This window comes from Verrucomicrobiia bacterium (assembly GCA_035629175.1).
GTDB lineage: Bacteria > Verrucomicrobiota > Verrucomicrobiia > Limisphaerales > DASXHY01 > DASXHY01.
Genome location: DASPIL010000019.1, coordinates 77113 through 102115, shown reverse-complemented (window position 1 = coordinate 102115; position 25003 = coordinate 77113). Strand labels below are relative to the sequence as shown.

General features: G+C 58.0%; 22 protein-coding genes, 1 pseudogene and 1 CRISPR repeat array. Of the genes and pseudogenes, 8 read left to right on the top strand and 15 right to left on the bottom strand.

Annotated features, from left to right (window positions below):
- Positions 1 to 121: 121 nt before the first annotated feature.
- A CRISPR array of direct repeats spans positions 122 to 2089; the repeat unit is 37 nt; unit sequence GTTTCAATCCGCGCTCCGGGTTTGATCCCGGAGCGAC.
- Positions 2090 to 2287: 198 nt separating this feature from the next.
- From cas2 to VEH04_03025, 12 genes are all read right to left on the bottom strand, one after another.
- Entirely contained in the window at positions 2288 to 2578 is a 291-nt protein-coding gene (cas2, locus tag VEH04_03080) for a CRISPR-associated endonuclease Cas2 (protein HYG21740.1), read from the bottom strand.
- A 28-nt stretch (positions 2579 to 2606) separates the two neighbouring features.
- Positions 2607 to 3716 (bottom strand): type I-C CRISPR-associated endonuclease Cas1c, encoded by a 1110-nt coding sequence (gene cas1c, locus VEH04_03075; protein HYG21739.1) that lies wholly within the window; start codon positions 3714 to 3716, stop codon positions 2607 to 2609.
- Positions 3716 to 4324, bottom strand: a complete 609-nt coding sequence (cas4, locus tag VEH04_03070; GenBank protein ID HYG21738.1) for a CRISPR-associated protein Cas4 — start codon at positions 4322 to 4324, stop codon at positions 3716 to 3718. The genes cas1c and cas4 overlap by 1 nt, the downstream gene beginning before the upstream one ends.
- 104 nt (positions 4325 to 4428) lie before the next feature.
- Complete coding sequence (locus tag VEH04_03065; GenBank protein HYG21737.1) at positions 4429 to 4635, bottom strand: type II toxin-antitoxin system RelE/ParE family toxin; 207 nt, start codon at positions 4633 to 4635, stop codon at positions 4429 to 4431.
- A complete protein-coding gene (locus VEH04_03060; GenBank protein ID HYG21736.1) occupies positions 4599 to 4805 on the bottom strand; it encodes a hypothetical protein in 207 nt (68 codons plus the stop codon). Before VEH04_03060 ends, VEH04_03065 begins: the two co-directional genes overlap by 37 nt.
- A 15-nt stretch (positions 4806 to 4820) precedes the next feature.
- On the bottom strand, positions 4821 to 4955 hold the full coding sequence (locus VEH04_03055) for a hypothetical protein (protein HYG21735.1): 135 nt from the start codon (positions 4953 to 4955) through the stop codon (positions 4821 to 4823).
- A 15-nt stretch (positions 4956 to 4970) separates the two neighbouring features.
- Positions 4971 to 5210 carry a DUF433 domain-containing protein gene (locus VEH04_03050; protein ID HYG21734.1) on the bottom strand — a complete coding sequence of 80 codons (240 nt, stop codon included), beginning with the start codon at positions 5208 to 5210 and terminating at the stop codon, positions 4971 to 4973.
- Between the two features lie 85 nt (positions 5211 to 5295).
- Positions 5296 to 5502, bottom strand: a complete 207-nt coding sequence (locus VEH04_03045; protein ID HYG21733.1) for a hypothetical protein — start codon at positions 5500 to 5502, stop codon at positions 5296 to 5298.
- Positions 5503 to 5785: 283 nt separating this feature from the next.
- The gene (gene cas7c / locus VEH04_03040; protein HYG21732.1) at positions 5786 to 7006 is read right to left on the bottom strand and encodes a type I-C CRISPR-associated protein Cas7/Csd2; all 1221 of its coding nucleotides are present in this window, start codon (positions 7004 to 7006) and stop codon (positions 5786 to 5788) included.
- A gap of 3 nt (positions 7007 to 7009) precedes the next feature.
- The gene (locus tag VEH04_03035; GenBank protein HYG21731.1) at positions 7010 to 8914 is read right to left on the bottom strand and encodes a type I-C CRISPR-associated protein Cas8c/Csd1; all 1905 of its coding nucleotides are present in this window, start codon (positions 8912 to 8914) and stop codon (positions 7010 to 7012) included.
- Positions 8911 to 9750: a CRISPR-associated protein Cas5 gene (gene cas5 / locus VEH04_03030; protein HYG21730.1), complete on the bottom strand. Its 840-nt coding sequence runs from the start codon at positions 9748 to 9750 to the stop codon at positions 8911 to 8913. The genes VEH04_03035 and cas5 (VEH04_03030) overlap by 4 nt, the downstream gene beginning before the upstream one ends.
- On the bottom strand, positions 9747 to 11534 hold the full coding sequence (locus tag VEH04_03025; GenBank protein ID HYG21729.1) for a DEAD/DEAH box helicase: 1788 nt from the start codon (positions 11532 to 11534) through the stop codon (positions 9747 to 9749). The genes cas5 (VEH04_03030) and VEH04_03025 overlap by 4 nt, the downstream gene beginning before the upstream one ends.
- 300 nt (positions 11535 to 11834) lie before the next feature.
- Between VEH04_03025 and VEH04_03020 the strand changes: the two genes are divergently transcribed.
- A complete protein-coding gene (locus tag VEH04_03020; protein HYG21728.1) occupies positions 11835 to 12152 on the top strand; it encodes a hypothetical protein in 318 nt (105 codons plus the stop codon).
- 13 nt (positions 12153 to 12165) lie between these two features.
- Here VEH04_03020 and cas5 (VEH04_03015) read toward each other — a convergent pair.
- Both cas5 (VEH04_03015) and VEH04_03010 read right to left on the bottom strand, forming a co-directional pair.
- Positions 12166 to 12300 (bottom strand): annotated as a pseudogene (cas5, locus tag VEH04_03015) (CRISPR-associated protein Cas5).
- A gap of 25 nt (positions 12301 to 12325) precedes the next feature.
- A complete protein-coding gene (locus VEH04_03010; protein ID HYG21727.1) occupies positions 12326 to 13090 on the bottom strand; it encodes a Fic family protein in 765 nt (254 codons plus the stop codon).
- A gap of 845 nt (positions 13091 to 13935) precedes the next feature.
- Here VEH04_03010 and VEH04_03005 point away from each other — a divergent pair.
- From VEH04_03005 to VEH04_02975, 7 genes are all read left to right on the top strand, one after another.
- Entirely contained in the window at positions 13936 to 15219 is a 1284-nt protein-coding gene (locus tag VEH04_03005; GenBank protein ID HYG21726.1) for a phosphoribosylglycinamide synthetase C domain-containing protein, read from the top strand.
- Between the two features lie 66 nt (positions 15220 to 15285).
- Positions 15286 to 16614, top strand: coding sequence for a trypsin-like peptidase domain-containing protein (locus VEH04_03000; GenBank protein ID HYG21725.1), 1329 nt, complete (start codon positions 15286 to 15288; stop codon positions 16612 to 16614).
- Positions 16615 to 16668: 54 nt separating this feature from the next.
- Complete coding sequence (locus tag VEH04_02995) at positions 16669 to 17631, top strand: ABC transporter ATP-binding protein (GenBank protein ID HYG21724.1); 963 nt, start codon at positions 16669 to 16671, stop codon at positions 17629 to 17631.
- 58 nt (positions 17632 to 17689) lie between these two features.
- A complete protein-coding gene (locus tag VEH04_02990) occupies positions 17690 to 18439 on the top strand; it encodes an ABC transporter permease subunit (protein ID HYG21723.1) in 750 nt (249 codons plus the stop codon).
- Between the two features lies 1 nt (position 18440).
- Positions 18441 to 19883, top strand: coding sequence for a DUF4350 domain-containing protein (locus VEH04_02985; protein HYG21722.1), 1443 nt, complete (start codon positions 18441 to 18443; stop codon positions 19881 to 19883).
- The gene (locus VEH04_02980; protein ID HYG21721.1) at positions 19880 to 21688 is read left to right on the top strand and encodes a DUF4340 domain-containing protein; all 1809 of its coding nucleotides are present in this window, start codon (positions 19880 to 19882) and stop codon (positions 21686 to 21688) included. Before VEH04_02985 ends, VEH04_02980 begins: the two co-directional genes overlap by 4 nt.
- A gap of 2 nt (positions 21689 to 21690) precedes the next feature.
- Positions 21691 to 24681 carry an AsmA-like C-terminal region-containing protein gene (locus tag VEH04_02975; protein HYG21720.1) on the top strand — a complete coding sequence of 997 codons (2991 nt, stop codon included), beginning with the start codon at positions 21691 to 21693 and terminating at the stop codon, positions 24679 to 24681.
- Between the two features lie 32 nt (positions 24682 to 24713).
- Here VEH04_02975 and VEH04_02970 read toward each other — a convergent pair whose 3' ends face one another.
- Positions 24714 to 24983, bottom strand: a complete 270-nt coding sequence (locus tag VEH04_02970; GenBank protein HYG21719.1) for a hypothetical protein — start codon at positions 24981 to 24983, stop codon at positions 24714 to 24716.
- Positions 24984 to 25003 lie beyond the last annotated feature (20 nt).

Sequence of the window (25003 nt, the reverse complement as noted above, 5' to 3'; positions counted from 1 at the left end):
ACCACATACGACCCTCGAGAGTGCCGGGCGCCGAACAGGTTATCCAATCCAACGGCACGCCGACTCTCATGGGTTAATTCAAAGCCCGCCCATCAGCAGGCTACGCCAGCCCATTCCCAAAACCAGATGAATCAGCCGTTGTTTGATCCCGGAGCGACATCGCTTTCGCTTTGCACATCCGCAGGGCCCCCCGGTTTCAATCCGCGCTCCGGGTTTGATCCCGGAGCGACCGGCGTGAAAACGAAGTTCGCGCGCTTCTGTCGTCGTTTCAATCCGCGCTCCGGGTTTGATCCCGGAGCGACACAGCGGGTCAAACTTTGTTCCAGTATCGGGCGTGTTTCAATCCGCGCTCCGGGTTTGATCCCGGAGCGACGCGACCAGTTCGGCGTTGTGCGATGCGGAATGGGCGTTTCAATCCGCGCTCCGGGTTTGATCCCGGAGCGACTTCAACGTGTCGGGATGCCTGACTAATCCTGCCGGTTTCAATCCGCGCTCCGGGTTTGATCCCGGAGCGACGATTCCAGGATTGTGACCACGCGGGAGATGACCGTTTCAATCCGCGCTCCGGGTTTGATCCCGGAGCGACTTTGGGACCGGGGACACACGCCTGCGCCTCGTCCCGTTTCAATCCGCGCTCCGGGTTTGATCCCGGAGCGACTTGGGCTGGGTTGCTTGATTTACATCGCCAAACTGTTTCAATCCGCGCTCCGGGTTTGATCCCGGAGCGACGCGCTGGCAGTTCGCTGGGCCGGCGTCCTCCTGCCAGTTTCAATCCGCGCTCCGGGTTTGATCCCGGAGCGACGCCAGGCCAAGAGCGTGGGGTGGACATCCACATGCCGTTTCAATCCGCGCTCCGGGTTTGATCCCGGAGCGACGAAGAGAGGCCGAGGTCATCGCGGACGCACTTGAGTTTCAATCCGCGCTCCGGGTTTGATCCCGGAGCGACCTCCACGCCGGACTGGTGCGCGATGGTCATGTCCTGTTTCAATCCGCGCTCCGGGTTTGATCCCGGAGCGACCCCCGCACCTGTCGAAGCCGAACCGCCCGCTCCAGTTTCAATCCGCGCTCCGGGTTTGATCCCGGAGCGACCCGATGTCTTCCGCAAGACCTCGAAGCGGCTTGTCGTTTCAATCCGCGCTCCGGGTTTGATCCCGGAGCGACAAGGCGGTTACCGCAGCAAGGGAGAACTCTCCCAGTTTCAATCCGCGCTCCGGGTTTGATCCCGGAGCGACTCAGTGTCACGGGTGACACTGTGAGCCGCCAAAAGGTTTCAATCCGCGCTCCGGGTTTGATCCCGGAGCGACTAGCCGACAGCATGAGCAGGTGCCGCAGTGAGAACGTTTCAATCCGCGCTCCGGGTTTGATCCCGGAGCGACTCCCGGTTAGCTTGCGGTGCAGTCGCTTGTATGCGTTTCAATCCGCGCTCCGGGTTTGATCCCGGAGCGACGTCAACTTCTACGGTGATCATTTTCCAAGTCCTAGTTTCAATCCGCGCTCCGGGTTTGATCCCGGAGCGACTGGAGTGGGTGTTGATGTTCATTTCTTATCCCATGTTTCAATCCGCGCTCCGGGTTTGATCCCGGAGCGACTGGTTTGTATCAACCTGGAACCAGTATCGTAGAGGTTTCAATCCGCGCTCCGGGTTTGATCCCGGAGCGACCAGTGGTTCCCCAACCACCGAACAGGAACACAAAGCGTTTCAATCCGCGCTCCGGGTTTGATCCCGGAGCGACGCGCAGTGGTCTCCTGACAGGACATATCGCCGGGGTTTCAATCCGCGCTCCGGGTTTGATCCCGGAGCGACGCTTACCTTTTCAGACCAGCGGAGGTCTTCTGGTGTTTCAATCCGCGCTCCGGGTTTGATCCCGGAGCGACCTGTGTGGAATTTTGTAATAGCGAGCTTCCTTCAGGTTTCAATCCGCGCTCCGGGTTTGATCCCGGAGCGACGCTCGCGATGCTGAACCTGTTCTCTCGCGATTTTGTTTCAATCCGCGCTCCGGGTTTGATCCCGGAGCGACCTTCACTTTGCGTGACAAGCTCAGCAATCTAGTCGTTTCAATCCGCGCTCCGGGTTTGATCCCGGAGCGACTGCGATCCGCTCTTCCGATTGAATCGCAAATACTTACATCCCCAATCCCGCGAACCCTCACAAATGACATCAGTGCCCGCTGATGTGTTTGTCAAAGAACAGATCAGAAAACCCGAAATCAATCGCAATTTTACCGTTCCGCGAACTTCCCGGCTTCCGCCCGGCACTCGGGGTTCGCGCTGGCCTTCACACAGGCTCTCAAAGAATAAGCGGTTCAGTGAGGTCAATCGGCTTGTCCACTCCATGATGCTCGATCTTTTGCTTCGCTGTTTCATCCAAATAATAAAACCGCAACGAATCTTCATCAGCCTTGATCTCCCTCAATAACCGATCCCGCAACTGCACCCATTCCGTTTGCCCAACCTGGCATTCAAAGACGCTTTTTTGCACCCGCACGCCGTAGTCCTCACAGGCTCGCGCCACGCGACGAAGCCGCTTCATCCCGGCCTTCTCGGCCGTTGAGACATCATAAGTGATGAGAATCAGCATGGGCGTGAGGTTCGCGGCAGACAGAAGATCATTTAGGCACAAGCGGAATGTAATCCGGAATGTCACCGCGCAAATGCCTGGCCAGAACCCTGGCCTGAACAAACGGAAGTTGCCCGATCCTGAGTTGCTGGTCCAACAGCGGGTGCTGCAGCGTTTCCTGTTTTCGCACTTGATAAGCCTGGATGACATGTTTCCTGCCAACATCCGTGAATTCCACTGCGCCGCCTTCGCATTCCCGAAAGTGCTCCGGACCGAGTTGTTTGCGGTTCACCAGAGTGATCGCAAGGCGATCCGCAAGCCACGGACGAAATTCCTCCATCAAATCGAGCGCCAGGGCTGGACGATTCGGACGTTCCGCGTGAAGGAATCCGACAAAAGGATCGAGTCCGGCCGATGTGAGCGCCGCAACGCGATCATGACGGACCATCGCGTAAAGGAAACTCAACAAGCAATTGATTCGATCACGCGGCGGACGGCGAGAACGATTTGCAAAAGCAAACGAATCGCGCTGCTGCTTGAGCAGGAGGCTGAACACAGAAAAGTATGTCGCTGCGGCCATCCCCTCCGCGCCGCGCAATTGATCCAATGATCCCTGTGCGCTGAGTTGTTCCGGCGTCCAGGCGCCGAGATCCTCGATCTGCCTCGCCAGTGCATCGGCAGCGGCGCTCAGCCGAGCCTGTTCGTCGGGGGATTCATTCTCGCGTCCGCCGCGCAGCAGCGAATTTCGGCAATTCTGGAGTTTTCCAGCGATGATCTGGCGTGCGAGGGCGGCGCATCGAGCGGGTTGATCCGCAATCCGAAAATGCGCCCGCCGCAGAGTCACGCTCGTGTCGGCAATTCCGGTCATGCGGGCGTGCAGGTATCCCCATTCATTCAGGAAATGAACCGCCACGCCATGTTCCCAGCAAAGATCGAGAGCGGGCGGCGTGACAGTGACCTGGCCGAACGCACACAGCGATTCCAGGTGATGAATGGGAATGCTGAGCTTGCGCCAATCAATGGCCTTCTCGCGGACGCGTTGTTCAGGTTCGAGCTCCGGAGGGTAAACAGGCACTTCGACCAGCAGCGTCAGGTGATCTCGGCTGACGAATGTGCTGTTCGTGGTGAGATAGAGCGTGTTCTGGATGACTTCGGGCATCAGGTTTTGAAGAGTTGGCGGCTCAATTGCGAGGCGCGGCTGTCACGACTGCTGGCTTTCGGGAGGCAAATCTGGAATAGCGAGCATTCTTCGCACGCGTCGCAGAATTCAGGGGCCGGCACTGAAAGTTGCGCGGCCATGGCATGCAAGGCTGCGATGGCGTTCTCCGTTTTTTGCCGCAACTCTGGCGTGAACGGAACTTCGCGCCTGCGTTTGCTGTCGGCATGGAAGATCGCGCCCGCCGGGATGGCGACATCGAACATCTCCTCCAGACAAAGCGCCTGCGCGCACACCTGGGCGTCATCGTTCTCCCATTGGCGGCGTTTGCCGAGCTTGAACTCGACGGGGAAAAGGCTGCCGTCCGGACGTCGCTCGACGATGTCGCATTTGCCCAGGAGAGCGCGGCGTTCGGACCAGACAGGAACAGCGCGCAACAGTGTCACGCCTTTGGCAACTTCATGGCCGGGGAGATCAGCGTGTTCGTGGACGATATCGCCGCGGGCGGTGTGCTCGTTGCCGGATCGCCAGCCTTCGACGACCTTCAACGCGGCCCGGCGCGGGCAATAGAGGAAGTCGTTGAGGAGCGAGAGGGGAAGGGAGTCGGTCATGGTTCCTCCCGCCTGGGGATATGCGGGAAACCTCGTGCGCCGTGCCAAAAACGGATGACTTCGACTTGTCTTTCACCCGAATTTACGCGGTACAGGATTCGATATTAGCGAACGATCAGTTCTCGCAGGTCAGGTCTGGCAAATTCTGGGACGACGCGACCGCGGTCCGGCATCCTGCGGAGAGAAAACGCGGCATCCAGTAGTCGGCCGCCCACGCGTTCCGCCGCCGCCGGGTTTTGAGGCGCGATATAGGCGACAATCAACTCCAAGTCGCTCAGCGCTTCGGTTGAGAGGAATACTTTGAAATCCATCCGGGCAGTTGTTCGCGGACTTGTTCGATCGGAATGCGTTCGCCACGGTCCAGCGATGCGATTCCTTCCTCGACCGCTTGACGGAATTCCAATTCATAGATGGCATCGGCCAAAGTCGCGTCAGGCGGAAGCTTCTCCGCTACCTGAATCAAGATTTCCTTGGTGCTCATATTGTTGTCTATAGCTCAATCCGGCGTCGGCGGCCAGACTGAGGAATACAAATGATTTACGACGAATGATTCATGGGTTTGCTCGACGATTGAGGCTGCCAGCCAGCCTTGTTCGCGATCGGCTCCGATAAACGCTCGCGTTTGATTCATGTGTTCAAACATTCGTCAACGAGGCTGCGCATCTTCGACGGTCTCCAGCATCTTGAGGCGGGCAGCCTCGATAACCGCGATCACTTGCTCACGTCTAACGGCCGGGAAGCCGTCAAGGAAATCCTCGATGGATTCCCCTCCTTGGAGGTAATCGATGAGGTTCTGGAGCGGCACGCGGGTGCCTGTGAATACCGGCGTGCCTCCCAGGATTTCAGGATCCGAGTGCACGATGCCTTTCAAGTTCTCGGTTTTCATGGCATAAACGTAGCAGATGTGGGTTCGACAGACCGTTGCTTTGCGGGATCATTCAGCGGCGTCCACCAACGAGAGAAGAACAATTTCATTGGCTGTTCCATGCAGAACCTTTTTGCGCCCATTCGGCAATCCTGGCTTTGACCTGCTCAATTGGGATGCGTTCTCCGCGATCGAGTTCCGCGAGGCCCTGTTCGACCGCCTGACGGAATTCCAGCTGATAAATGGCATCAGCCAAAGTCGCGTCAAGCGGAAGCTTTTCCGCCACTTCAATCCGGATTTCCTTGGTGCTCATACGTCAGTGTGTATAGCTCAATTCTCCAGGCAACGCCACCTTCCAAACCGGCTTCGGGGCCGCCCCTGCACGGGCAGTCGAGGAGGTCGTTCCGGAGGGAAAAAGGGATTGGGTCGTCAGACATTCAGGTCGGCTGTTCCGTCGCGATAGCAAAATTCCACTCATGAAAATCACGGTACAAAGTCGATTGAGTATTCATCAGTTCGCAATCCCCAGCTTTCCTGGAACGCAGTGTAGAATGAACAATCATGCCCACTTCCGCACGGGCCTATCAGGAGCCCGATCACTTGGATCCCTGCACCTCCGGAATCTCCCAAATGATCTGTCGGGCGGTTATGCCTTTGGACTCGAAACCCGGAACAGGCGCGTGCTTGTCCAATGCACCCGGAGCAGAGCCGTGGTAATCAATAATCTTGCCCGCCTCGCCAGCGCGCGGGAATTCGCTGGCGGAGGATTCAAAGACTTCCTTGCCGTCCTGCATCTTCTTCTTGCCCTTTACCTCCACCAACTCAAACAACTTGTGGGCGGGCGCGTTGCCGAGTGCGGATTGGTGTTGAAAGTCCACAAGGCCAACCACGCGCAGGAAGCGGCCAGAAGCCGGGTCGTCACGGAACATATTGCCGAGCGCGAAGAGGAAGTTGTCCAGGTCGTAATAGGTGAAACCGGTCTTGGCCGCGAACGCGGGCGAGAAGTGGATGTGACAGCGGTAAAGGCCGTAATCAATACCGTGCTTGCGGCCCATCGTTCGATTTCCACTGCCATCGCCGTCCTCCTCCTTTTGTTGCTTGTCCTTCTCTTTTACACTCGCAATTGCACAACGGGTGATCGTCGAGTCTAGTTGTAGCACCTTGTCCAGGCTCTCTGCAAAAGTGAACTGAATCGGCCCACGGACTTGCCCATAGAAACTTCCCTTGAGCGGACCTTCCGTTGAAATAACACCTCCAAAGGCCCGGAGATCAAAAAACGTGCGGAGTAAAGCAGCGCGGTACGCCTGTTTCTTGAACTCGTCCGCCGGGCTCACTTCCTCTTTCTCGGCTTCATCCGACTGCTCTGGTTCTTGTTTCTGAGTATTTTTACCCTTGCCACCCTTCTTCTTACCCTTCGCATCCCACGCTTCCGGTTTCTGCCCCAGTTCTTCGGCGAAAATTTTTCGGGCAAACGATTCGATTTCGGGTGACTCCATTGATTCTTGGAGCACAGCGTTCTCGCGGATGAAAATCTGGTAGCCAGATGCGGTTGTCGCGTCGGGGCGCGGTGTCCCGTCGGGATTATAGAGACTAAAGAAGTTGCGAGCCTTGCGCTTCTGGCAAACGTCCGTGACCAGACCTTTGAGCGAATCCGGCTGAACGCGCGGCATGTTGCCGGTATCGGGGTCGCCGTTCGGATTCGACTTGGCGCAGTCGAATAGAAACACGATGTCGTGACGCTCGGCCACGAAGTCAGAAGCCCGCTTGCCGGCGGGCAGCGTGATAAGTTTGTGATGCAATTGGATTTCGTTGTTCATAAATCAGATGGTCGGGGTTGAGGTTTCAGGTTGTTGGTTTGCTTTCTCGCTCTTCTTGAAGTGTGGCCAGTTCTCACAGCGTTTGCGCTGGTGATAGAAGCCGATGGCAAAGACGCCCTGTTCTTCCAACGAGAGCATCCGGGGAAAAGCTCCACCAGCCGCTTCGTTGAGTTGGGAGACGACATCAGACAATCCCTCGAAATCTTCATTCACGCCGTCTTCGCGCTTGGCTGCGGGCACACCATCTTGGAAGCGGTCACGCTTGTATTTTGGCAGCTTATCGAGGTGGTGGCGCACAAGCTGGCAGAGTTGAGGAAAGGCCAGCGCAGGAGTTTTGGATGCCGCGCCGTAAAGCCGGGTGGCTGGCGAAGACGCCGACTTTCCCTCGTGGGCTTCGTTGTGGATATGATCGAGCACGGCGAGCAAGCGCCCGCAAAGAAAAGCCGTGCGATGCTCAGGCCGGCCGGCGGTTTTGTCATAGGATTCGTTCATGATGATGCCTTTGTTGAGGGTGAAATAGAGTTGTATCAGGCTCGTGCGGGCGCGCAGGCGCTCACTGAAAGGTTTCGCGTTGTGATCCTGGCCAGCCATCTCAACCTCCTGCCGGGAAATGGCTGCGGCGAAGATTTGATGCGGCAGCGGTTGACCAAAGAGAGCAGATTCGAACAGGGCAGAATAGGTAGCTGGAGCGGGTTTCGACTTTTGGCGTTTTGCCTTCGAGATCGTTGCTTCTGCGAGTTGGTTCAGTGTGGGAGTCCCTTCTTCCTGCGAATCCAAGCTCAGAGCAGTGAACCATTTCTTAAGGTTGTCCTGTGCGCGTGGAAGCGTGTCCGTGTGCCAGGAGCGAACGGAAAAACGACCCTTTCCGGCTGGAGCAAATGTGGCTGCGAAAAATTTCCCTACGTTTATTTCGATCGGTCGCCCACCCCAAATCCCGCGTAAGAAATCTCGAACGGCCAGAGAATCAGCTTTCTCGAGCAAACGGACGAATGGAACAGGCGACACCCCCACGCCGTCTGTTGTTTTGCTCGCACGGACGGACCAAAATACAGCAGTCTCGTCTGCCAGTCTTAGACTGCTGTCTTCGCGAGATAACAGCCAGTTGAGTCCTGCGGCGAGTTTTTCTGCCGTTTCAAGTCGCATCGTTGCCGTTTGATTGCCGAGGCCGTAGCTCGTGAAAGTCGCGCTGCCAAAAGATGCAAACGGAACACTCGTAAACACGTTCGGGAAGTATTTTGTTATGCGTCCCTCACCGGGCTCATACGCATCCTTGCCACAGGGAAGTTGTTCCCTGACCTCAGCCCTCTGCTTTCGCACCTGTTCAGCCCACCAACGGCGCAAATCAAAGTCTAAAATCGCAATCCGACCGTTGACTCGAAAAGAAATGGTTTCCCCCTCTCTGCTCTGTTTTTTTCTGAACCAATCGAGATTCTGACGCGCTTGAGATGGCAGCGGGAGGCTCAGGAGTTTTGGGCGGGATTTCAGAAATCGCCAAACAGAACGAATTGTCTTGTTCTGAGGATTTTCGGAATGCGCTTTGAAGATAAGCCGCCAAAACAACTTCCGCTTGTGGCGAAATTTATTCGTGCCATCAACACCATCATCAAACATTTCATCCGCCGGTGCAGTGAGGAAATCTGGCAGCCAATTGTGTTGGTTCGTTCCGACTGACTGAATCTGAAGATCCTTCCACTGCATGTAGTAGTTTGCTGAGACAAGAAATTCCTTGCCACGCACATCCTTTCGCTCATCCGTATTTGTTTGCGCCACAGACCTTGTGGTCTGGCTGACATTCAGCACACGACCCTCGCTGTCCAAATCAATGATCCATTGGATTGGGCGACGACGAACTGCTTCCCATCCCGTGATGCGGTTCAACTCGGCAACACGAATCAGTTCGGAAATCATACCGCCACCACCTTTCCGCTCTCGACGCGACTGACGACGATCCAACCGGCGTTGGCTTTCGCGTTGAGCGAACGAGCGGCGGCCAGTCTCGGCATTCCGGTTTCAGGGTTGAAGGCGCATCCGTCGAAGTCGCTCCAGAAACGCCCAAAATCGAAATCCCGGAACGTGAAACCAAAGTGGTCGTTCATGTTCTGCATCTGCGCTTGAACGTCAGCGGGCAGCCGCCAGTCGCGGGTTTCCTTGTCGAAATCGTCCACCAGTTCCCATTTGGCTAGCGAGAATTCCCGGCAGCCGAAGAACGGTTGGTAGAAACATTGGCCGGTGCGAGCGCGACGCAGAAACATCTGGTGATATTTCGCCATGACTTGAACGGTCTTCCAACGGGGTTGGCGATTGCGGACGCCGCCAAGACCAAGGTCGTCTTCGATTTCAAGGCACGCTTCAATCAGGTAATCGAGCATCCGGCGATTCCCGCTGCCATCCGCACCGCCTGAAAGAATCAGGCTGTGGCGTTGAGCGCGCTTGTCGGCGATGTCGAAGCCGCGAGCATTGCCGTAAGCGGGATGGCTTTCGTAGCCGAGTTCATTGCGGAGAATCGGCATGAGGACGCCTTTGCGAATGACACCCAGCCGCAGAATGTGCCAGCGGAATCCCGCTTTGTTTTGCCGCTTCGCTGCATCGGGTTTTTCCACGGGCTTCATGAGGATGGCTTCCAGAATGCCGCGCGCGGCGGACGGTGTGATGACGGGGTAGCTCACGCGCTCGACGTGAAACTCAGGCATGGTGAAGCAGGCGAACGGGCCTTTGACGCGAAGGCAGATGGGATCGGAAATCATAGAATCGTCCTTTCGGAATAGTCGGGTTTGAAGTCAATGCCGAAGCCGTTGACGCCGCCTTGATACGCACCGTCACCGACCAGAAGAAACAGGTGTCGCTCGCCATCGAAACAATCCACAATCAGCTTCTGTCCCAAGAGTTCGTTTTGCTTGTAGAGCGGCAATGTGACGAGGTCGCGCTGGAATATGCGCCAATCGTCCCGCGTGAAAAAACCTCGCGCTCGTGCCTTTTCGTAGATTTCAAACGACTTGGTCTTTCTCTGTTCCCCATTTTCCACGAACTCGCGAACCAACACCGGGAAAGTTTTATCTTCGATGAACTGAAACAGCTTGCTGACTTCCTCAAAGCGGAGTTCGGACCGGTGTTGTTGGATCAGGCACTCGTCCGGCACGCTGATTTGGTAGAGCAGGCGGAAGTAGTCGATGAATGAGGTTGGGTCTTCAGGAAGTGCCCGGCCCATTCTGCGAAGAAGGGTCGTTTGAGTTGTGGCCGTGCCGTAGATGCCGGCGCGACCCTCGGGATCGTCACCTTCCAATCGGAAGACATGAACATTGCCCAGGCCGTCGAGTTTGCCTTCGCGATTACAGCGGCCCGCCGCTTGCACGATGGAATCGTAAGGACCGTAAGCGCGCCAGACTTCGGGAAAGTCCACGTCCACGCCTGCTTCAATGCATTGCGTGCTGACGAGGAAGCACTGTTTCTTTTCCTTCAACCGCCGCCGGACTGCTTCGAGCACTTCCAGCCGGTGCGCTGGAATCATCCAAGTGGACAGGTGAAACGCGGCATCCGGCGTTCCCATCGCCTTGGCCCGGGCTTGAACTTCGGCGAACACCTGTCGGGCAGACTTGCGCGTGTTGACGACGACGAGACATTGCTTCTGTTCGTTGGCGGTTGCTTGCTTGGCTACTTGCTCCGGGGTGAGAGGTTCGGATGCGGCATCCTTCTCGATTCCGGAATACTCTACGCGCTTGAGGCTATTGAAGTGCTTCGTTGCTATTGCTGGCGTAACGATGGGGCGGATGTTCTTCAGACCACCGGGAAACTCGTTTTCGTCGTGACCCAGCGCCGGTTGCGTGGCGGTGCAGAAGACGGCGGAACAGCCGTAGGGGCGCTCCCGGTTGGTGAGTTCGCCGAGCACGTCGAGAATCGGCTGGAGCAGATGTGGCGGAAGGGTTTGCACTTCGTCAAAGATAATCACCGACTGTGCAATGTTGTGGAGTTTGCGCGCGTCTGCCGGACTTCGAGAGAACAGCGAATTGAAGAACTGAACACTGGTAGTGACGATGATGGGTGCATCCCAATTCTCGGCAGCGAGTTGGCGGAGTGTGCGGGTGCGCGAATAGTCGCTGGCTTTGCCTTGGGCGAGCTTCTTCTCATCCAGCACCGGGTCGGTGGCGCTGCTGTGGTGTTCCAAGACGACGGGACTCTCCTCCGTGTGCTTGAAAACATCCTTAAGCACGGCAGCGGTCTGGTGGATAATGCTGAGGTAGGGAATCACCACAATGACACGGCGAATCGGTTTCCAAGCGATTCCATTCTGGCCTGTAGCTTCCTGAGCGTGGGCCTTCGCGTGGTTGAGGGCAAAGAGCATTGAGGCGAGCGTCTTGCCACCACCCGTGGGCACAGTTAGGGAGAATAAGCCGCGTGGTTCATTCGCAACCGCACGGCAAAGATCAGCGACTTCATCGCGCACCCGCTGAACATCCTGTTCGCGTCCGGCCAACGACGCTGGATCGCGATGCTTGCCCGTGATGAACTCGTTCACCTGTTCCGAAAGTTTCACGGCGTCAAACGTCCGCCATATCCGTCGGTCATGCACGGCGTTCAGGGATGCGGGGTCAGATCGTTCTGTGTCCAAGCGGTCAGCATCCACCAACGCGCTAAACAAAAAGCGGGTAAAGATTTCCACGGCCATCATTTGGCGCTGCGGGTCGTGGCCCAAGGTTTCCAGACATTTCGGTAGTGGGCGGAATTCGTCGGGAAGCTGACCGAATCCTTCGCGTACCAATTGCTCCAAGCAGTCCGTCGCACGTTCTGCATAATCGGCGCGTTGCGCCAAATCCCACCGATTGTGTAATCCCGCATGATGTCCATTTACGACGAACGCAACGGGCCAATGATCCCGCGCGAGCGCGAGTGCTGCGCCGTGATGGGCGTGTGGTTCTTTACCGCCCGGGTCATTATTGCCAGCTTTGATTGCCGCCATGCGTCTTTGGAAAACACTTTCAGCTTTGCCTACGTCATGAAGGAGTCCGGCAAGCTTTCCGTGGCTGGGTGCACCAAACGAACTAGCAAAATCTTCCGCGAGTTGCGCAACCCCAACGAGGTGACTGACAAGCGATTGCTCCGGGTGCGCGAGGAGTGGAGTGGATGTCATATATTTATAACGATTTCGGGTTGACCGATTTCCAGCGCAGCACGGATTCAAAGATTCCTTTCACCGCGCTGAACGTCGGCGCGACGTAGGAAACAGGCGACGAGCCGGTGTCAGGCCGCGTCCACATGGCGGTGGCACCGGAGATTTCAAGTTGGATAGGATAGGGCTTCATGGCAGGCAAAATGACGGGTAATTTCTCATGAATGATTTGGCGGGTTCGGGGCCGCAGCAACAAAACGGTGCCGCCAGATGCGGAGGAGCGGTTGCCAGTCGAGTTGGTCGGCGGCTTCGAGGGCGAGAAAATACTGTTCGCGTTCCGTCTCCGATTCCGGTGCCAGGGTGACGCGCGGGAGATCGAGGCGGCGCAGGAGTTCCAGCAGAAACAGCCGGATGGTGCGGCCATTGAAATCCGGGAAGGGATGGAGACTCAAGAAGCGGCCTTCCGCAAAGGCAAGCAATTCCAACGTGAGGCCGCTGACGGACGCAGCAGCAGCGGGCCAGCGGGCGGTCAAGTCTGCGCCATATTCCCGCATGAGCAGCGCAACCTGATGGGGCGGCGGTGGAGTGAGATTGCCAACGCGAACTTCAATGGCCCGCCAGCGGCCCGCCCAATCCGGCAGTAAATCACCGCAGATGCGGCGGTGGAATTCAGTGGTGAGTCGTTCATCCGGCGGCCAGGCGGAAAACTCCAATTGGTAGAGCGCGGCTTCAACGCGCAGGACGCGTTCGGCCACCAACGGCGCTAACTCGGAATAGGCGAGGATGCCGCGAGTGGTTTCGATGAAGCGGGTGGCGTGATCTGGTCGAGTATCTCTTGCAGTCGGCGAATCTCCACCGGCTCCCGCTCGAAGGCCATGCTCTGGGCCACATCCTTGGGAATGGCCTGCCAGCGGTGGCGGAGTTTCTCCGCCGCCGGAAGCCGGCGCCACTCGTGGATGCTTTGGATCCAGTTCATCGGGCATAGATTACCTCCGCGGTGGGAGTTTTCAACCGGTCAGATGGCGGGCAATGGTTCATGGTTCAAAGCACATAATTCGAGGGGTCACGCAAAGCCTCTCCGTTCCTGTGCCGGGCTCCGTGTTTGTTTTCGTCGCAACACAGAAGAACGCCATTCTCGACGTCGCGTGAGTCTGCAACTGAGCCACGGACAAAAACGGTCCAATCCGAAAAACTGCGGGGCCTTTTTCCTTTGCTAAAAGCGCGCGGCAAAAAAACATGAGAATTCCCGGGCGACTCCTTTGAATGAGCCGGGTTATTTCGGTGTAACCAAAGCGCGTGCGGGGATTTGCCATCCAGATTCTCTTTCCCCAACTCCAACGAGACTTGAGTTATCAAATCTCCATGGCACTGACAAGCGGAACGTCTGTTTTCGCTCAGGACAGGGTGTGATCAAGAGTGGTGAGATCACTGCGATCCGTAAACGCTCGACCCTCTCGCCCCGTGAGGCACGAGCGGAGAGAGAGTTGGAGAGTGGGGGAATGAAATCGTCTCTGAATCTGGACCTCTGCTTCCTCTGCGAGCTCCGGTTAAAATAATTGGGTGCAGTTCGCCCTCCGCAATCACGTTTAAGAGGAGGCCGCACAGATAGCAGAAATGAGGAACGACCCTGCTGTTTATGTGGGCGCCTCCTCACCCCAGCCCCTCCTCCGGCTTCGCTCAGAAGAGGGGGAGTTTAAAATCAATCGAGTTCGATCACCCACTTTTGATCAAACTGTTCCGGATCTTCAATTTGCACGCGCTTTCCCTGCCCCTCTCCCATCTTGTTTTCCCGGCGGTGGGCTCTTAATCTCCCGCAACACTTCAAGCCATGGCAAAAATGCTCCGAGCAACCGCGAAGGAAACCGCGTCCGTCTTGATCCTCGGCGTGGGCTCGTTCGCGCATAGCATCGGCGCCGCGCTCAAGGACGGCGGCGCCTCCGTGGCCACGTACTTGACGCGCAATTATGGCCATTTTCCGCCGAGCTTGATTGGATCCGTTTACTCTCGCGATGCAATCCCTGATCCCGCGACGCTCGTCAAGGAACACGGCTTTTCGGTAGTTATTCCACAATCGATCGATTGGGCGCAGGCGCCCTGGGCGGAGAACCTGATTCGTTGCGGCGCGGGGATTTTCAGCCCGACCGGAGAAGCGATGCGGATCGAACGGGAACGCGACTTTGCTCGAAAGCTGTGCGCAGATTTCGGGATCCGCTTTCCCCAGGCGTACGTCGCATCAAACCGAATTGAAGCGGAACGAATTCTTCGCGAACATCCGCAGCCCTTCGTCATCAAGAATCCGCTCTGTTCCCCCACCAGCCCGGTTCACACGATCTTGTGTGAAACCGTCGAGGACACGCGGGCGTGGCTGCGGAATGTGAATTACGCCGAAGGAGTGTTTCTCCAGGAATATCTCGGCCGCGCGGAGGCCGGCCATATCGCGCTGGTCAGCGGCGGCGAAATCTACTCGCTCGTCACAAACCAGGAATACAAATACGCGTTCAATGGGAATCTCGGAATTGTCGCCGGGGCGCCGCTCGGTGGTTTGGTGGAACGGGATCCTGATGACAAATTCGGCCTCGCCCGTGAATTGATCCATCCGTTGCTGCCCTGGTTGCGCGAAGTCAAATTCAACGGCCCCCTGCAGGTCACAGCAATCAAGCGCCGCGGTAAATGGCACGTGATCGAATACAACATCCGCATCGGGGTGACCTCCGGTCCAATGATTCTTCGGATGCTGGCGAACCCCGTGGAAACTGTTCTTCGCACCTCGCGCAACGAAAAGCTGGATCCGGTGTTTCGAAAGGAATTGAAGTTCGGGTGTTCCCTGACCCTTGCTGGCTACGGCTATCCCTTCACACAGGTGCGCGGGCCGCAACTGCCGCTCGAAATCATCGGCCCGTTCGATTGTGATGTATGGTGGAACGAAGTGACGCGCGGAACCGACAACCGATTGTTCAGCACGGGACAGCGAATTGCCGACGTGATCGCCCTCGGGCACACGCTCGATTCTGCAATTTCGCGCGCCTACTCGAATATCCGCCGCCTGCGGGTCGTCGGCAGTTACTACCGGACTGATGTCGGAAAAAGCCTTTGGCCGCCGGGAACGTTCTGACCGGTCGATCGAGCACAGTCCCTGGGCGCCGAACCTGAGCGTGATTCCTGCGCATTCGCTATGCAAATGATACGAGTTTTTTTGATGCTATTGGCCGCCGCCGCGGTCACGAGCGCCCACGGCGCGACCATCCTGCAGGATGACATTCGGCGCGATGCGACGGTTCGCGTGATCGAGCAGGTGATGCCGAGCGTCGTGAACATTCACACGGAAACCGTCGTTCCCGTGCAAGACCCGTTCGAAGCAATGTTCCGCGGATACTACGGCCAGCAACCGACCGACACGGTCACGAGCCTGGGTTCCGGCGTGATCATTGATGAAAATGGATTTCTGCTCACGAACGATCACGTTGTCCGCCGTGCGCGACGCATTGGAGTCAAGTTCAACACGGGCACCAACCTGTATGAAGCCACGCTCATTGCCAGCGATGCGCGGCGCGACGTCGCGCTGCTCAAGCTGAATTCGCGTCCGGGCGAAAAATTCCGGCCGATCCGCATGGCGAGAGAAGACGACCTCTTGCTGGGCGAAACCGTCATTGCGCTCGGCAATCCATTCGGCCTTGGCGGTTCAGTGTCGCGGGGAATTCTCAGTTCAAAAAGCCGCACCCTGCCCACGGAAGGCGCGCCGCTCGACATCCCAAACTGGCTGCAGACTGACGCCCCGATCAACGCCGGCAACAGCGGCGGACCCTTGATCAATCTTCGGGGCGAACTGATTGGCTTGAATGTCGCAGTTGCGAACCTGTCGCCCGACGGCCGCCCGATTCAGGGGATCGGTTTTGCAATTCCCATCCGCCTCGTTCAGGAAGCGCTCGGGGACATCCTGCCGAGTGACGTGGTGAAGTCCTATTGGTTCGGCGCGCGTGTCAAGGTCGGCTCCTATCCGCTCGTCATCACGTCTGTTCAACCCGGCAGCCCCGCGGACCGCGCCGGCCTGCAGGTCAATGACACGATCATGCAGGTGAACGGCACCGTGCCGCGGACGATTTTTGAGTTTGGCGATTTGCTGACGGCGAAGCCTTCCGCCGATGTGAACATCACCCTGCGCCGCGCGGGACAGACAGAGGACGTCAAAGTGCGCCTTGTTCACGAGAATTCGGTGTTCAATGCCGATCTCATCCGGGAGCGTCTCGGGTTGCAGCTCGATCCCATCCGCCGCGGCAACACGACGTTGTTTGTCGTTAAAGATGTCACCCGCCGGAGTGCCGGAGCGCGCGCGGGCCTTCAGCCCAACATGATCATTGCGGCAGTCGACGAGCAACCGCCCAGCGACATCAAATCGTTTGCAAAAATGCTGAAGGACCGGCGCGCGGGCCAGCGGGTTCAGCTCAGCGTGCTGGTGCCGCTCCGGTCCGGATTCTGGCGCCGCGCAACGGCGGAATTGGAGCTGGAGTGACCAAAATTTTGTTCGCTGTGCAAAGCGGCCTTCAACTAAGCTTCACGTCTATTCATGAGCAACGGTCCGATGATTGAGGTTGCCAACCTGACCAAACGATACGCGGGTCATACCGCGGTTTCAGATATTTCGTTTCTGGTCGGGCGCGGGGAAATTGTCGGGCTGCTCGGACCCAACGGCGCCGGCAAAAGCACCACGATGCGCATCCTCGCGGCGTTCATGCCAGCAACATCGGGGACTGTCCGGGTGGGGGGCTACGATGTGTTCCGCAACTCGACTGAAGTGCGGCGCCGCATCGGCTTCATGCCGGAAAACAACCCGCTGCACCTCGACATGCGCGTTCGCGAATACCTGAAATTTCGCGCACGGCTTAAAGGTCTCGGCTGGCGCCGCTCCCGCGAACGCGTGGACGTCGTCATGGACCAGTGCGGTCTGACCGGCGTTACGGGGAAGATCATCGGCCAGCTTTCAAAAGGCTACAAACAACGTGTCGGCCTCGCTGATGCGCTCGTGCACGAACCTGAACTCATCATCCTCGACGAGCCGACGATTGGCCTCGACCCGCAGCAAATCCGCTCTGTCCGCCAGTTGATCAAGGGACTCGCAAAGTCACACACGGTCCTTATCTCAACGCACATCCTGCCCGAAGCCGAGATGACGTGTAATCGCATCATGATTCTCTACCAGGGCAAACTGCTGGCGTCCGATACGCCGGAAAATCTCCAGCGCCGCATGAGCAGCAACAGCCAGGTGATCGCGGAAATTGCGGCGCCGCCAGGCGAATTGCGCCAATGCTGGGCGCAGGTGCCGGAGGTCGCTCAATACGATGTCTCGGCTTCGGAAGGAGATTACTTCCGCTGTGCCCTGACCCCGCGCGACGGCGTGGACATCCGCCCGCAGGTGTTTGAAATTGCGCGCGAGCGCGGGTGGCCGGTGCGGGAACTCACCCGCAGCCGTCATTCGTTGGAAGACATTTACGTTCAGGTCACGCGCACCGACGAGGAGGAGGAACTGTGAATCCCGAGAAAATCCCAGCAAACCTTTCCCCGGCCTGGAAGGAAGGAGCACTCAGCTGATGCAGGCCTATCTGACATTGGTTCGACGTGAACTCGGCGGATTCTTCTTCTCGCTCACGGGTTATGTGATCATCGCCGCCGCCGCCTTTCTCATTGGACTCAGCTTTATCGTCCTCCTGATCAATCTTGGCAGCGACCCGACTATCATCCCGGTCACCGAACTGTTCTACATGACTCAGTTCTTCTGGCTGATCCTGATACTCGCCGTGCCTGTAATCACCATGCGCTTGTTCGCGCTGGAAAAGTTTTCCGGCACGTTCGAAACCCTGATGACGACACCCGTGACTGATTTGCAGGTTGTTGGAGCCAAGTTCACTGCCGCGTTGTTCTTTTATATGGTCATGTGGCTGCCGTTGCTGGTGTGCATCCTCCTGGTGCATCGGTTTGCCACAGGGGCCGGGCCGCTGGATGCGGGCGCGATTGGCACCACCTTTATCGGGATCTTTCTCCTGGGCTGCATGTTCCTGTCCCTGGGTTGTCTTGCGTCAGCTCTGACGCGCAGCCAGGTCACGGCGGCCATGATCAGCCTTGTGCTGAGCGTGGGCCTGTTCATGTTGAGCTTCCTCGCCCGCAGCTTTCCCGCGGGGGGATGGAAATCACACGTCATCGCATTCTTCGGACTTCCCGAGCATATGCACGATTTCGTGCGCGGCGTGATCGATACGCGGCCCATTGTGCTCTGCCTGACCGTAAGCTTCTTCTTTTTGTTCCTCACCCTGCGCGTGATTGAAAGCCGCCGCTGGAAATAAAATGGCGAACGACCCCTCACAACCCAGCTTCACGCCGCGACAACGCTTCAGCATCGGCTTTCGGGTCGCGATCCTTGTGACCCTCTGCCTCGGTGTGGCGGTGATGTTCAATTATCTGAGCGGCCGGCACTTCAAGCGTTTTGTCCTCAGCACGCAGAACCGCGTGGAACTGTCGCCCCGCACCGAAAGCCTGCTCCGGCTGATCACGAACACGGTCAACGTGACGGTTTACTTCGATCGCGATGAACCGGATTTCCGCGATGTCACTGCCCTGCTCAAGGAGTATCGGGCCGTGAACAAGCAAATCCAGGTGCACACGATCGATTACCTGCGCGAGCCCGGAACAGCCTTGCAGGTGAAGGAGAAGTTCAACCTCGGCGGCTCAACCAACAACAACTTTGTCATCTTCGAATACGAGGGCCGCTCCAAGATTGTCGATGCGAAGACACTGACGCAGGTCACGATCGAACAGACCACGAATCCCGAGGCGCCCTTCCGCCGGAAACCCGTCTCGTTCAGCGGCGAGATGATGTTCACAGGGGCGCTGCTTTCAGTGCTTAATCCCAAGCCGATGCAGGCCTGCTACCTGCAGGGACACGGCGAACCGGCGCTGACAGATGCAGGCGAAATGGGATACCAGACATTCGCAAGCGTGCTGCGCCAGAACTATATCGATGTGCGTCCGCTCTCGTTGCTGGGAACAAACGAGGTGCCCGACGATTGCAACCTGCTGATCATCGCAGGGCCCGTCAACGAGCTGCCGCAGGTCGAGCTGACTCGCGTTGACAAATATCTGTCCGATGGCGGCCGCTTGCTCGCGCTGTTCGATGCGCGTTCCGCTGCAAAAGCCACCGGGGTGGAATCGATCCTTTCGCGCTGGGGCGTTTTCGTCGGCCAGGACCTCGTGGTCGACCCGAACGCGCTGGTGACTGGAAAAGATTTGGTCATCAACACCTTCACGCTGCATCCCGCCGTGAACGGAGCCATTGGGACAGGACTCTACATGGTTGTGCCGAGGCCTGTGAGCGACGGCGAATCCGATCTGCCGGCCCGCGGCATCGCGTACACCACGGACGCGGCCTATCTTTACAGCGACAAATCCAAGGCGCCGGCGCGGCGTTCTGTTGCCGTGGCCGTCGATGACATCGGCCAGGGAATCGTGAAGGCGCGCGGCGTGACCCGCATGGTGGTGATCGGCGACTCTTTTTTGTGGAGCAATGGACACATTGAAAAGGCTGGCAACCGCGATTTTCTCAACAGTGCTGTGAGCTGGCTCGCGGACCGAACCTACGTTCTCGAAGGCACAGGGCCCAAGCCGGTTTCGGAATTTCGCCTCGTGATCACCGAGAGCAGGATGCAAACGCTGCAATGGATCCTGCTGGCCGGCGTGCCAGGCGGAATCCTGTTGTTCGGCTGCTTCATCTGGCTCGCGCGTAGAAAATGAATTCGCGAAACACCTGGCTATGGCTGCTGCTGGCAGGGAGCATCTTTGCGTTCATCTTCTTCTTTGAACGGCACCTCAGCAACGAACCCGCCGGCCCGCCGCTGGTGCTCCCCAGCCTGAAGCCAGCCGAAATCCAGACCATCCACGTCCAGCCGAAGAACCATCGCGGCATTCGGGTCTTTCGCACCAACGACGTCTGGCACATGACCGATCCGGTGGCTTACCCGGCGAACTCCGCGCAAATTGAGGCCTTTCTATCAGCCCTGCAAAAGCTCACGGCCAGTCCCTACCTGTCCGCGGCCGAGCTCAAGGAAATCCCCGATGCAGACCAGCGCTTCGGCTTCGACGCCCCGTTCTGCACACTGCTTCTCAATCAGAAACGCCATCTCATCCTGATCGGCAACAAGACTCCACCAGGCGACCGCGTTTACCTCCAGGTCGTTGGAGTGGAGGGCGTCTTCATCGTCGATGCCGATCTCCTCCGCCTCATACCGCAAACTGCAGGCCTATGGCGTGAAACCGCGCTCGCGGACTGGAGCTCATTGAATTTCGACCGTTTGGTGGTGACCAATGCAGGCAAGTTGCTGGAGCTGCAATTGAACCCGTCCAACCAGCTCTGGCGCATGCTCTCGCCGAATAATGTTCGCGCGAACAGCACGAAGGTCAGCGAGACCCTCACGCTCCTGCAAGGCGCGCGGGTTGAGCAATTCGTGACGGATAACGCAGGGATGGATCTCGACGCATTCGGGCTTCAGAATCCCGAGCTGAGCCTCGCGCTCCTGCGGGGAACCAATTCGGTCCTGCGCCTCGATTTCGGCAAAAGCCCGACCAACAATGCGGCTCTCATCTTTGCGCGCCGCGCGGACCAGGACACTGTGGTGGCGGTTCCACGCACGTTCATCGAGCCCTGGACCTCCGCGCATTCCCACGCCTTTCGCGATTTCTTCGATCCACATCTGGTTGCGCTGTCAGAAATTCCTGACGCGGTGGAGATTCAGGCGGAAGATCAATTCACACTGCAACGCCGCACCAACGTCTGGAACGTGGTTCCGCCTGGCTGGCTCGCAGACTCAAACCTCGTCGTGCAGTTGTTCGCGAACCTGACCAACCTTCAGGTCACCGCCGCACAGATCGAGAAAGACATTGTGCCCACGGCGGACCTTCCCAAATACGGCCTCGCGCAGCCGTTTCGCCAATACACGCTGCGCAAAACCTCCGTCGTCGAAGGGATCCAGACGAACATCGTCCTGGCCCAGCTTGAATTTGGAACCAATCAGGACAAGGTGTTCGCCCGGGTATCTGGCGAAAGCTTTGTGTATTCCGTCGATCCAGGAATGCTTCGCTTGCTGCCCCAGGCGAGCTGGCAGATGCGCGACAGGCACATCTGGGATTTCGCAATGTCAAACGTGCTCCGCATCACGATTCAGCAGGGCGCTCGGCAGCGCGAGCTGGTGCGCACGAATAGCGGAAAGTGGCTGCATGGAAAGGGGTCGCAGGGAATTCTCGATGACCTCGTCTCCGCGCAAATTGAAGAGACCGTGTTTCGGCTGAGCGACCTTTCGGCGGCCTACTGGGCAGGTCGCGGCACGGAACATCTTGAAAGTTTCGGCATCACCGCTGACGCGCACAAAGTCAGCATCGAATTAAACTCCGGCGGGACGCATTCTGTCACGTTTGGCGGCACCGCTCCTTCGCAGTTTCCTTATGCGATGACGGCATTGGACGGGCAGCCGTGGATTTTTGAGTTTCCGTGGACCACCTACCAGTTCGTTCAGCTGTATCTCACGATCCCGGATGTTCCCTGAAAATGGCTGCAAAGGAACCAAGACGTTTCTGGAGAACCTGCCGCATCTGCTTCCGCCGGTTTCGCATCGCGGTTTGGAGCTGCATCCTGATCCTGCTCTGCTGCCTCTTATACCTGAATCAGGCCGGCATCCCGGAGTTCGTCAAGAAACCATTGCTGGATCGATTGCACGCGCAGGGACTGGACCTTGAGTTCAGCCGGATTCGGTGGCGATGGCATCGCGGGATCGTGGCCGAACAGGTGCGCTTCACCCGTGCCGCCAGTGCGAATGGCCCGCGCTTTTCAGCCAACGAGGCGGAGCTTCAACTGGATTACCGCGCGCTCCTGAAATTTCATCTTCAGGTCCGCGGCCTCGTTCTGCGCCAGGGCGAACTCGCGTGGGAACTCGCGGCGGCACCCGAAGGCGGAAAGCTGGCACTCGAAAACATCAACACGGAGTTGCGACTGATGCCGGGCGATCTCTGGGCGCTGGAAAACTTCCAGGCGCAATTCGCCGGAGCCAACCTCCATCTCGGCGGCGTCGTGACGAACGCGTCCGCACTCCGCATGCTGCGTCCGAAGCGGCGAAGCCAGGAGCCTGGCGCCGTGGAGGAGAAACTGCAGCGGCTCGCAAAACTTCTAGAACGAATTCACTTCGCCACGACCCCGGAATTGCACCTGGATTTCACGGGCGATGCGCTGGACCTGCAAAGTTTCACGGTGCGCCTGAACATCAACACGCCAGACGCCGAAACCCCGTGGGGTTCGATTCAAAACGGCTTCCTCACCGCCGTTCTGCTGCCGGCCACAAGCAACGAATTATCGCACGCAGAAATCACGCTCGATGCTGCCGCGGCCCGAACGCCCTGGGCTGAAGTCACACAGCTGCACCTGAACCTGCACCTGGTTTCCCTGCTTGAAAATACAAACCTCGCCCACGCCCGCGCCTCGGTTTCCGCAGATTCCGTTGTGACGCCATGGGTATCCGCGAGGAACGCACAATGCAACGCACAGTGGAGCCAAAGCCTGACCAATCCCCTGCCCGCTTCTGGAAGCGGCGAAATCCAGGCGTTGCAGCTGCACTCCAACGCGGGCCGCGCCGAACAGGTCCAGCTCAGCGCCGCCTTCCGGCCTTCAAGTCTTCCCTTGCCAACCGAGCTCGAGGGAACCTGGTGGACGAACCTCGTTCCGTATGTCGTGAATTGGAAATGCCAGCTGCGCTCGGTGGAATCGCCCAAGCTGAATCTCCACGAAGCTTCGTGCGTGGGCGGCTGGTCGGGAACCAACCTCGTGCTCAACCAAATTACAAGCCGCCTGTACGATGGCGGACTCGACGCGCGGGCAGCCATCGATGTCGTCACGCGGCTGTTTACGTTTTCCGGTTCTTCCGACTTTAATCCACATCGAATTTCAGCGCTTCTCACGGAGAAAAGCCGGCAATGGCTCATGCAGTTTGGCTGGAACCGCGCTCCTCGACTGCAGGCATCCGGCAGCCTTCACCTGCCTGCCTGGACCAATTTTGCAAACGCGGACTGGCGTGGTGAAGTTCGCCCCAGCATCCGGCTCGACGGCCACTTCGCCGTGAACACGGGAAGCTTTCGCGGGATCACATTCGACGCCGCAACTTCGCATTTCAGTTACTCGAATCTTTATTGGCGCCTGCCCGGCCTCGTTGCGCATCGGCCTGAAGGAATCGTCCGCCTCGAGCACATTTCAAATGAAGCCACCCGTGATTATTACTTTCGAATCCACACTGCCATTGATCCGCTTGCCTTGAAGCCGCTGTTGGGCGAAAAGCAGCACCGAGTTTACGAAATCCTGAAGTTTCCCCAGCCGCCCGTGATCGACGGGGAAATCCAGGGACGCTGGTACGATCACCAAAGCATCGGCGCCCGCCTGCATATCGCGGCCACCAACTTCACCGTTCACGGCGAGTCGTTCGACAACGCGGTGGGAATCGTGGAATACACCAACCTCTTCGTCCGCGTCATCGAGCCGAAGGCACAGCGCGGGATGGAACACGGTTCCGCCAGCAGCCTGGACATCGATATCGCCGCGCGAAAAATCTATCTCACCAACGCGGTCGGGCTTGCGGATCCGCAGGCAGTTTCTCGTGCGGTAGGGCCGAAGATTGGGAAGCTCATGGCTCCCTACCGTTTTCACGAACCCGTCAAGGCGAGGGTGAATGGAGTCATTCCCATGCGCCACGAGCGCGACGCTGACCTGCATTTCGAACTGGAGGGAACCTCGTTTGAGTGGTGGAAATTCAAGCTGCCTGCGGTAGCCGGGCGGGTTCACTGGCGCGGCGAACAATTGGAACTCCGCGGGATCCAAGCCAGCTTTTATCGCGGAACCGCCACAGGCGAGGCGGCGTTTGACTTCTCAGAAAACGATCAGGCCCGATACAGCTTTGATGTCCTGGCCAACGATGCGGACTTGCGATTGTTGATGGCGGGTTTAACCGGCCGCACCAACAGACTGGAGGGCCGGCTGAACGGCCGGCTCACGATCACCAGCGGCATCTCCACAAATCTCGACACGATCAACGGATCAGGCCGCGCAACCCTGACTGACGGACTTATCTGGGAAATGCCGATTTTCGGCGTGCTCTCGCCTGTGCTCGACGGCGTCGCCCCTGGTCTCGCGCTGGGCAGCAGCCGCGCGCGCGAGGGCGCGATGACCTTTGTGATCACCAATGGAGTAGCGCGCACAGAGGACCTCGAAATCCGCGCGTCCATGATGCGCCTGCAATATGCGGGCGCTCTCCGCCTGGACGATCATCGAATTGATGCGCGGGCGCAGGCTGAACTCTTCCGTGATACGTGGGTGGTCGGACGCCTCCTGAGCCTGACGCTCTGGCCCGTGAGCAAGATATTTGAGTATCGATTCACAGGAACATTGCAGGAACCACGGAGCGAGCCCGTGTTCTTTGTGCCTAAGGTATTGCTGCTCCCGTTTCATCCCATCCGTTCGCTCAAGGAACTTGGCCCTGAAATCCCTGAGCCCAAGCCGTAACGGCGGGTCGCGCTGAATTCCAGATCTCCGCCCTAGGCTACTTTTCCAGCCGCAACGGCTGTCCGTTCCTGCGTCGAAGCCTCGAGAGCGTGAATCGACGCGAACACCTCGCCAATCAACTCAAGCACCCGCGAAACACCGTATGCCAAACCGCCTACGAGAAGGAATCCGAGGGCCGCCAGCCAACCCAAGTTCAGAAACGCAAAAATCGCGGCGATGACCGATACGGCCACGATCAACCACATCACCGCCTCCGTGCGGCTTGCCTGCTCCCGGCGTTCAAACAGCACTTCTCGTTTCATGATTCCTTTCTGGAGGGACA

What these genes read in the sequence shown, in the direction of transcription:
- cas2 (HYG21740.1), bottom strand. Translation starts at nt 2,578, where the DNA reads ATGCTGATTCTCATCACTTATGATGTCTCAACGGCCGAGAAGGCCGGG.
- cas1c (HYG21739.1), bottom strand. Translation starts at nt 3,716, where the DNA reads ATGCCCGAAGTCATCCAGAACACGCTCTATCTCACCACGAACAGCACA.
- cas4 (HYG21738.1), bottom strand. Translation starts at nt 4,324, where the DNA reads ATGACCGACTCCCTTCCCCTCTCGCTCCTCAACGACTTCCTCTATTGC.
- VEH04_03065 (HYG21737.1), bottom strand. Translation starts at nt 4,635, where the DNA reads ATGGATTTCAAAGTATTCCTCTCAACCGAAGCGCTGAGCGACTTGGAG.
- VEH04_03060 (HYG21736.1), bottom strand. Translation starts at nt 4,805, where the DNA reads ATGAGCACCAAGGAAATCTTGATTCAGGTAGCGGAGAAGCTTCCGCCT.
- VEH04_03055 (HYG21735.1), bottom strand. Translation starts at nt 4,955, where the DNA reads ATGAATCAAACGCGAGCGTTTATCGGAGCCGATCGCGAACAAGGCTGG.
- VEH04_03050 (HYG21734.1), bottom strand. Translation starts at nt 5,210, where the DNA reads ATGAAAACCGAGAACTTGAAAGGCATCGTGCACTCGGATCCTGAAATC.
- VEH04_03045 (HYG21733.1), bottom strand. Translation starts at nt 5,502, where the DNA reads ATGAGCACCAAGGAAATCCGGATTGAAGTGGCGGAAAAGCTTCCGCTT.
- cas7c (HYG21732.1), bottom strand. Translation starts at nt 7,006, where the DNA reads ATGAACAACGAAATCCAATTGCATCACAAACTTATCACGCTGCCCGCC.
- VEH04_03035 (HYG21731.1), bottom strand. Translation starts at nt 8,914, where the DNA reads ATGATTTCCGAACTGATTCGTGTTGCCGAGTTGAACCGCATCACGGGA.
- cas5 (HYG21730.1), bottom strand. Translation starts at nt 9,750, where the DNA reads ATGATTTCCGATCCCATCTGCCTTCGCGTCAAAGGCCCGTTCGCCTGC.
- VEH04_03020 (HYG21728.1), top strand. Translation starts at nt 11,835, where the DNA reads ATGATGTCCATTTACGACGAACGCAACGGGCCAATGATCCCGCGCGAG.
- VEH04_03010 (HYG21727.1), bottom strand. Translation starts at nt 13,090, where the DNA reads ATGCCCGATGAACTGGATCCAAAGCATCCACGAGTGGCGCCGGCTTCC.
- VEH04_03005 (HYG21726.1), top strand. Translation starts at nt 13,936, where the DNA reads ATGGCAAAAATGCTCCGAGCAACCGCGAAGGAAACCGCGTCCGTCTTG.
- VEH04_03000 (HYG21725.1), top strand. Translation starts at nt 15,286, where the DNA reads ATGATACGAGTTTTTTTGATGCTATTGGCCGCCGCCGCGGTCACGAGC.
- VEH04_02995 (HYG21724.1), top strand. Translation starts at nt 16,669, where the DNA reads ATGAGCAACGGTCCGATGATTGAGGTTGCCAACCTGACCAAACGATAC.
- VEH04_02990 (HYG21723.1), top strand. Translation starts at nt 17,690, where the DNA reads ATGCAGGCCTATCTGACATTGGTTCGACGTGAACTCGGCGGATTCTTC.
- VEH04_02985 (HYG21722.1), top strand. Translation starts at nt 18,441, where the DNA reads ATGGCGAACGACCCCTCACAACCCAGCTTCACGCCGCGACAACGCTTC.
- VEH04_02980 (HYG21721.1), top strand. Translation starts at nt 19,880, where the DNA reads ATGAATTCGCGAAACACCTGGCTATGGCTGCTGCTGGCAGGGAGCATC.
- VEH04_02975 (HYG21720.1), top strand. Translation starts at nt 21,691, where the DNA reads ATGGCTGCAAAGGAACCAAGACGTTTCTGGAGAACCTGCCGCATCTGC.
- VEH04_02970 (HYG21719.1), bottom strand. Translation starts at nt 24,983, where the DNA reads ATGAAACGAGAAGTGCTGTTTGAACGCCGGGAGCAGGCAAGCCGCACG.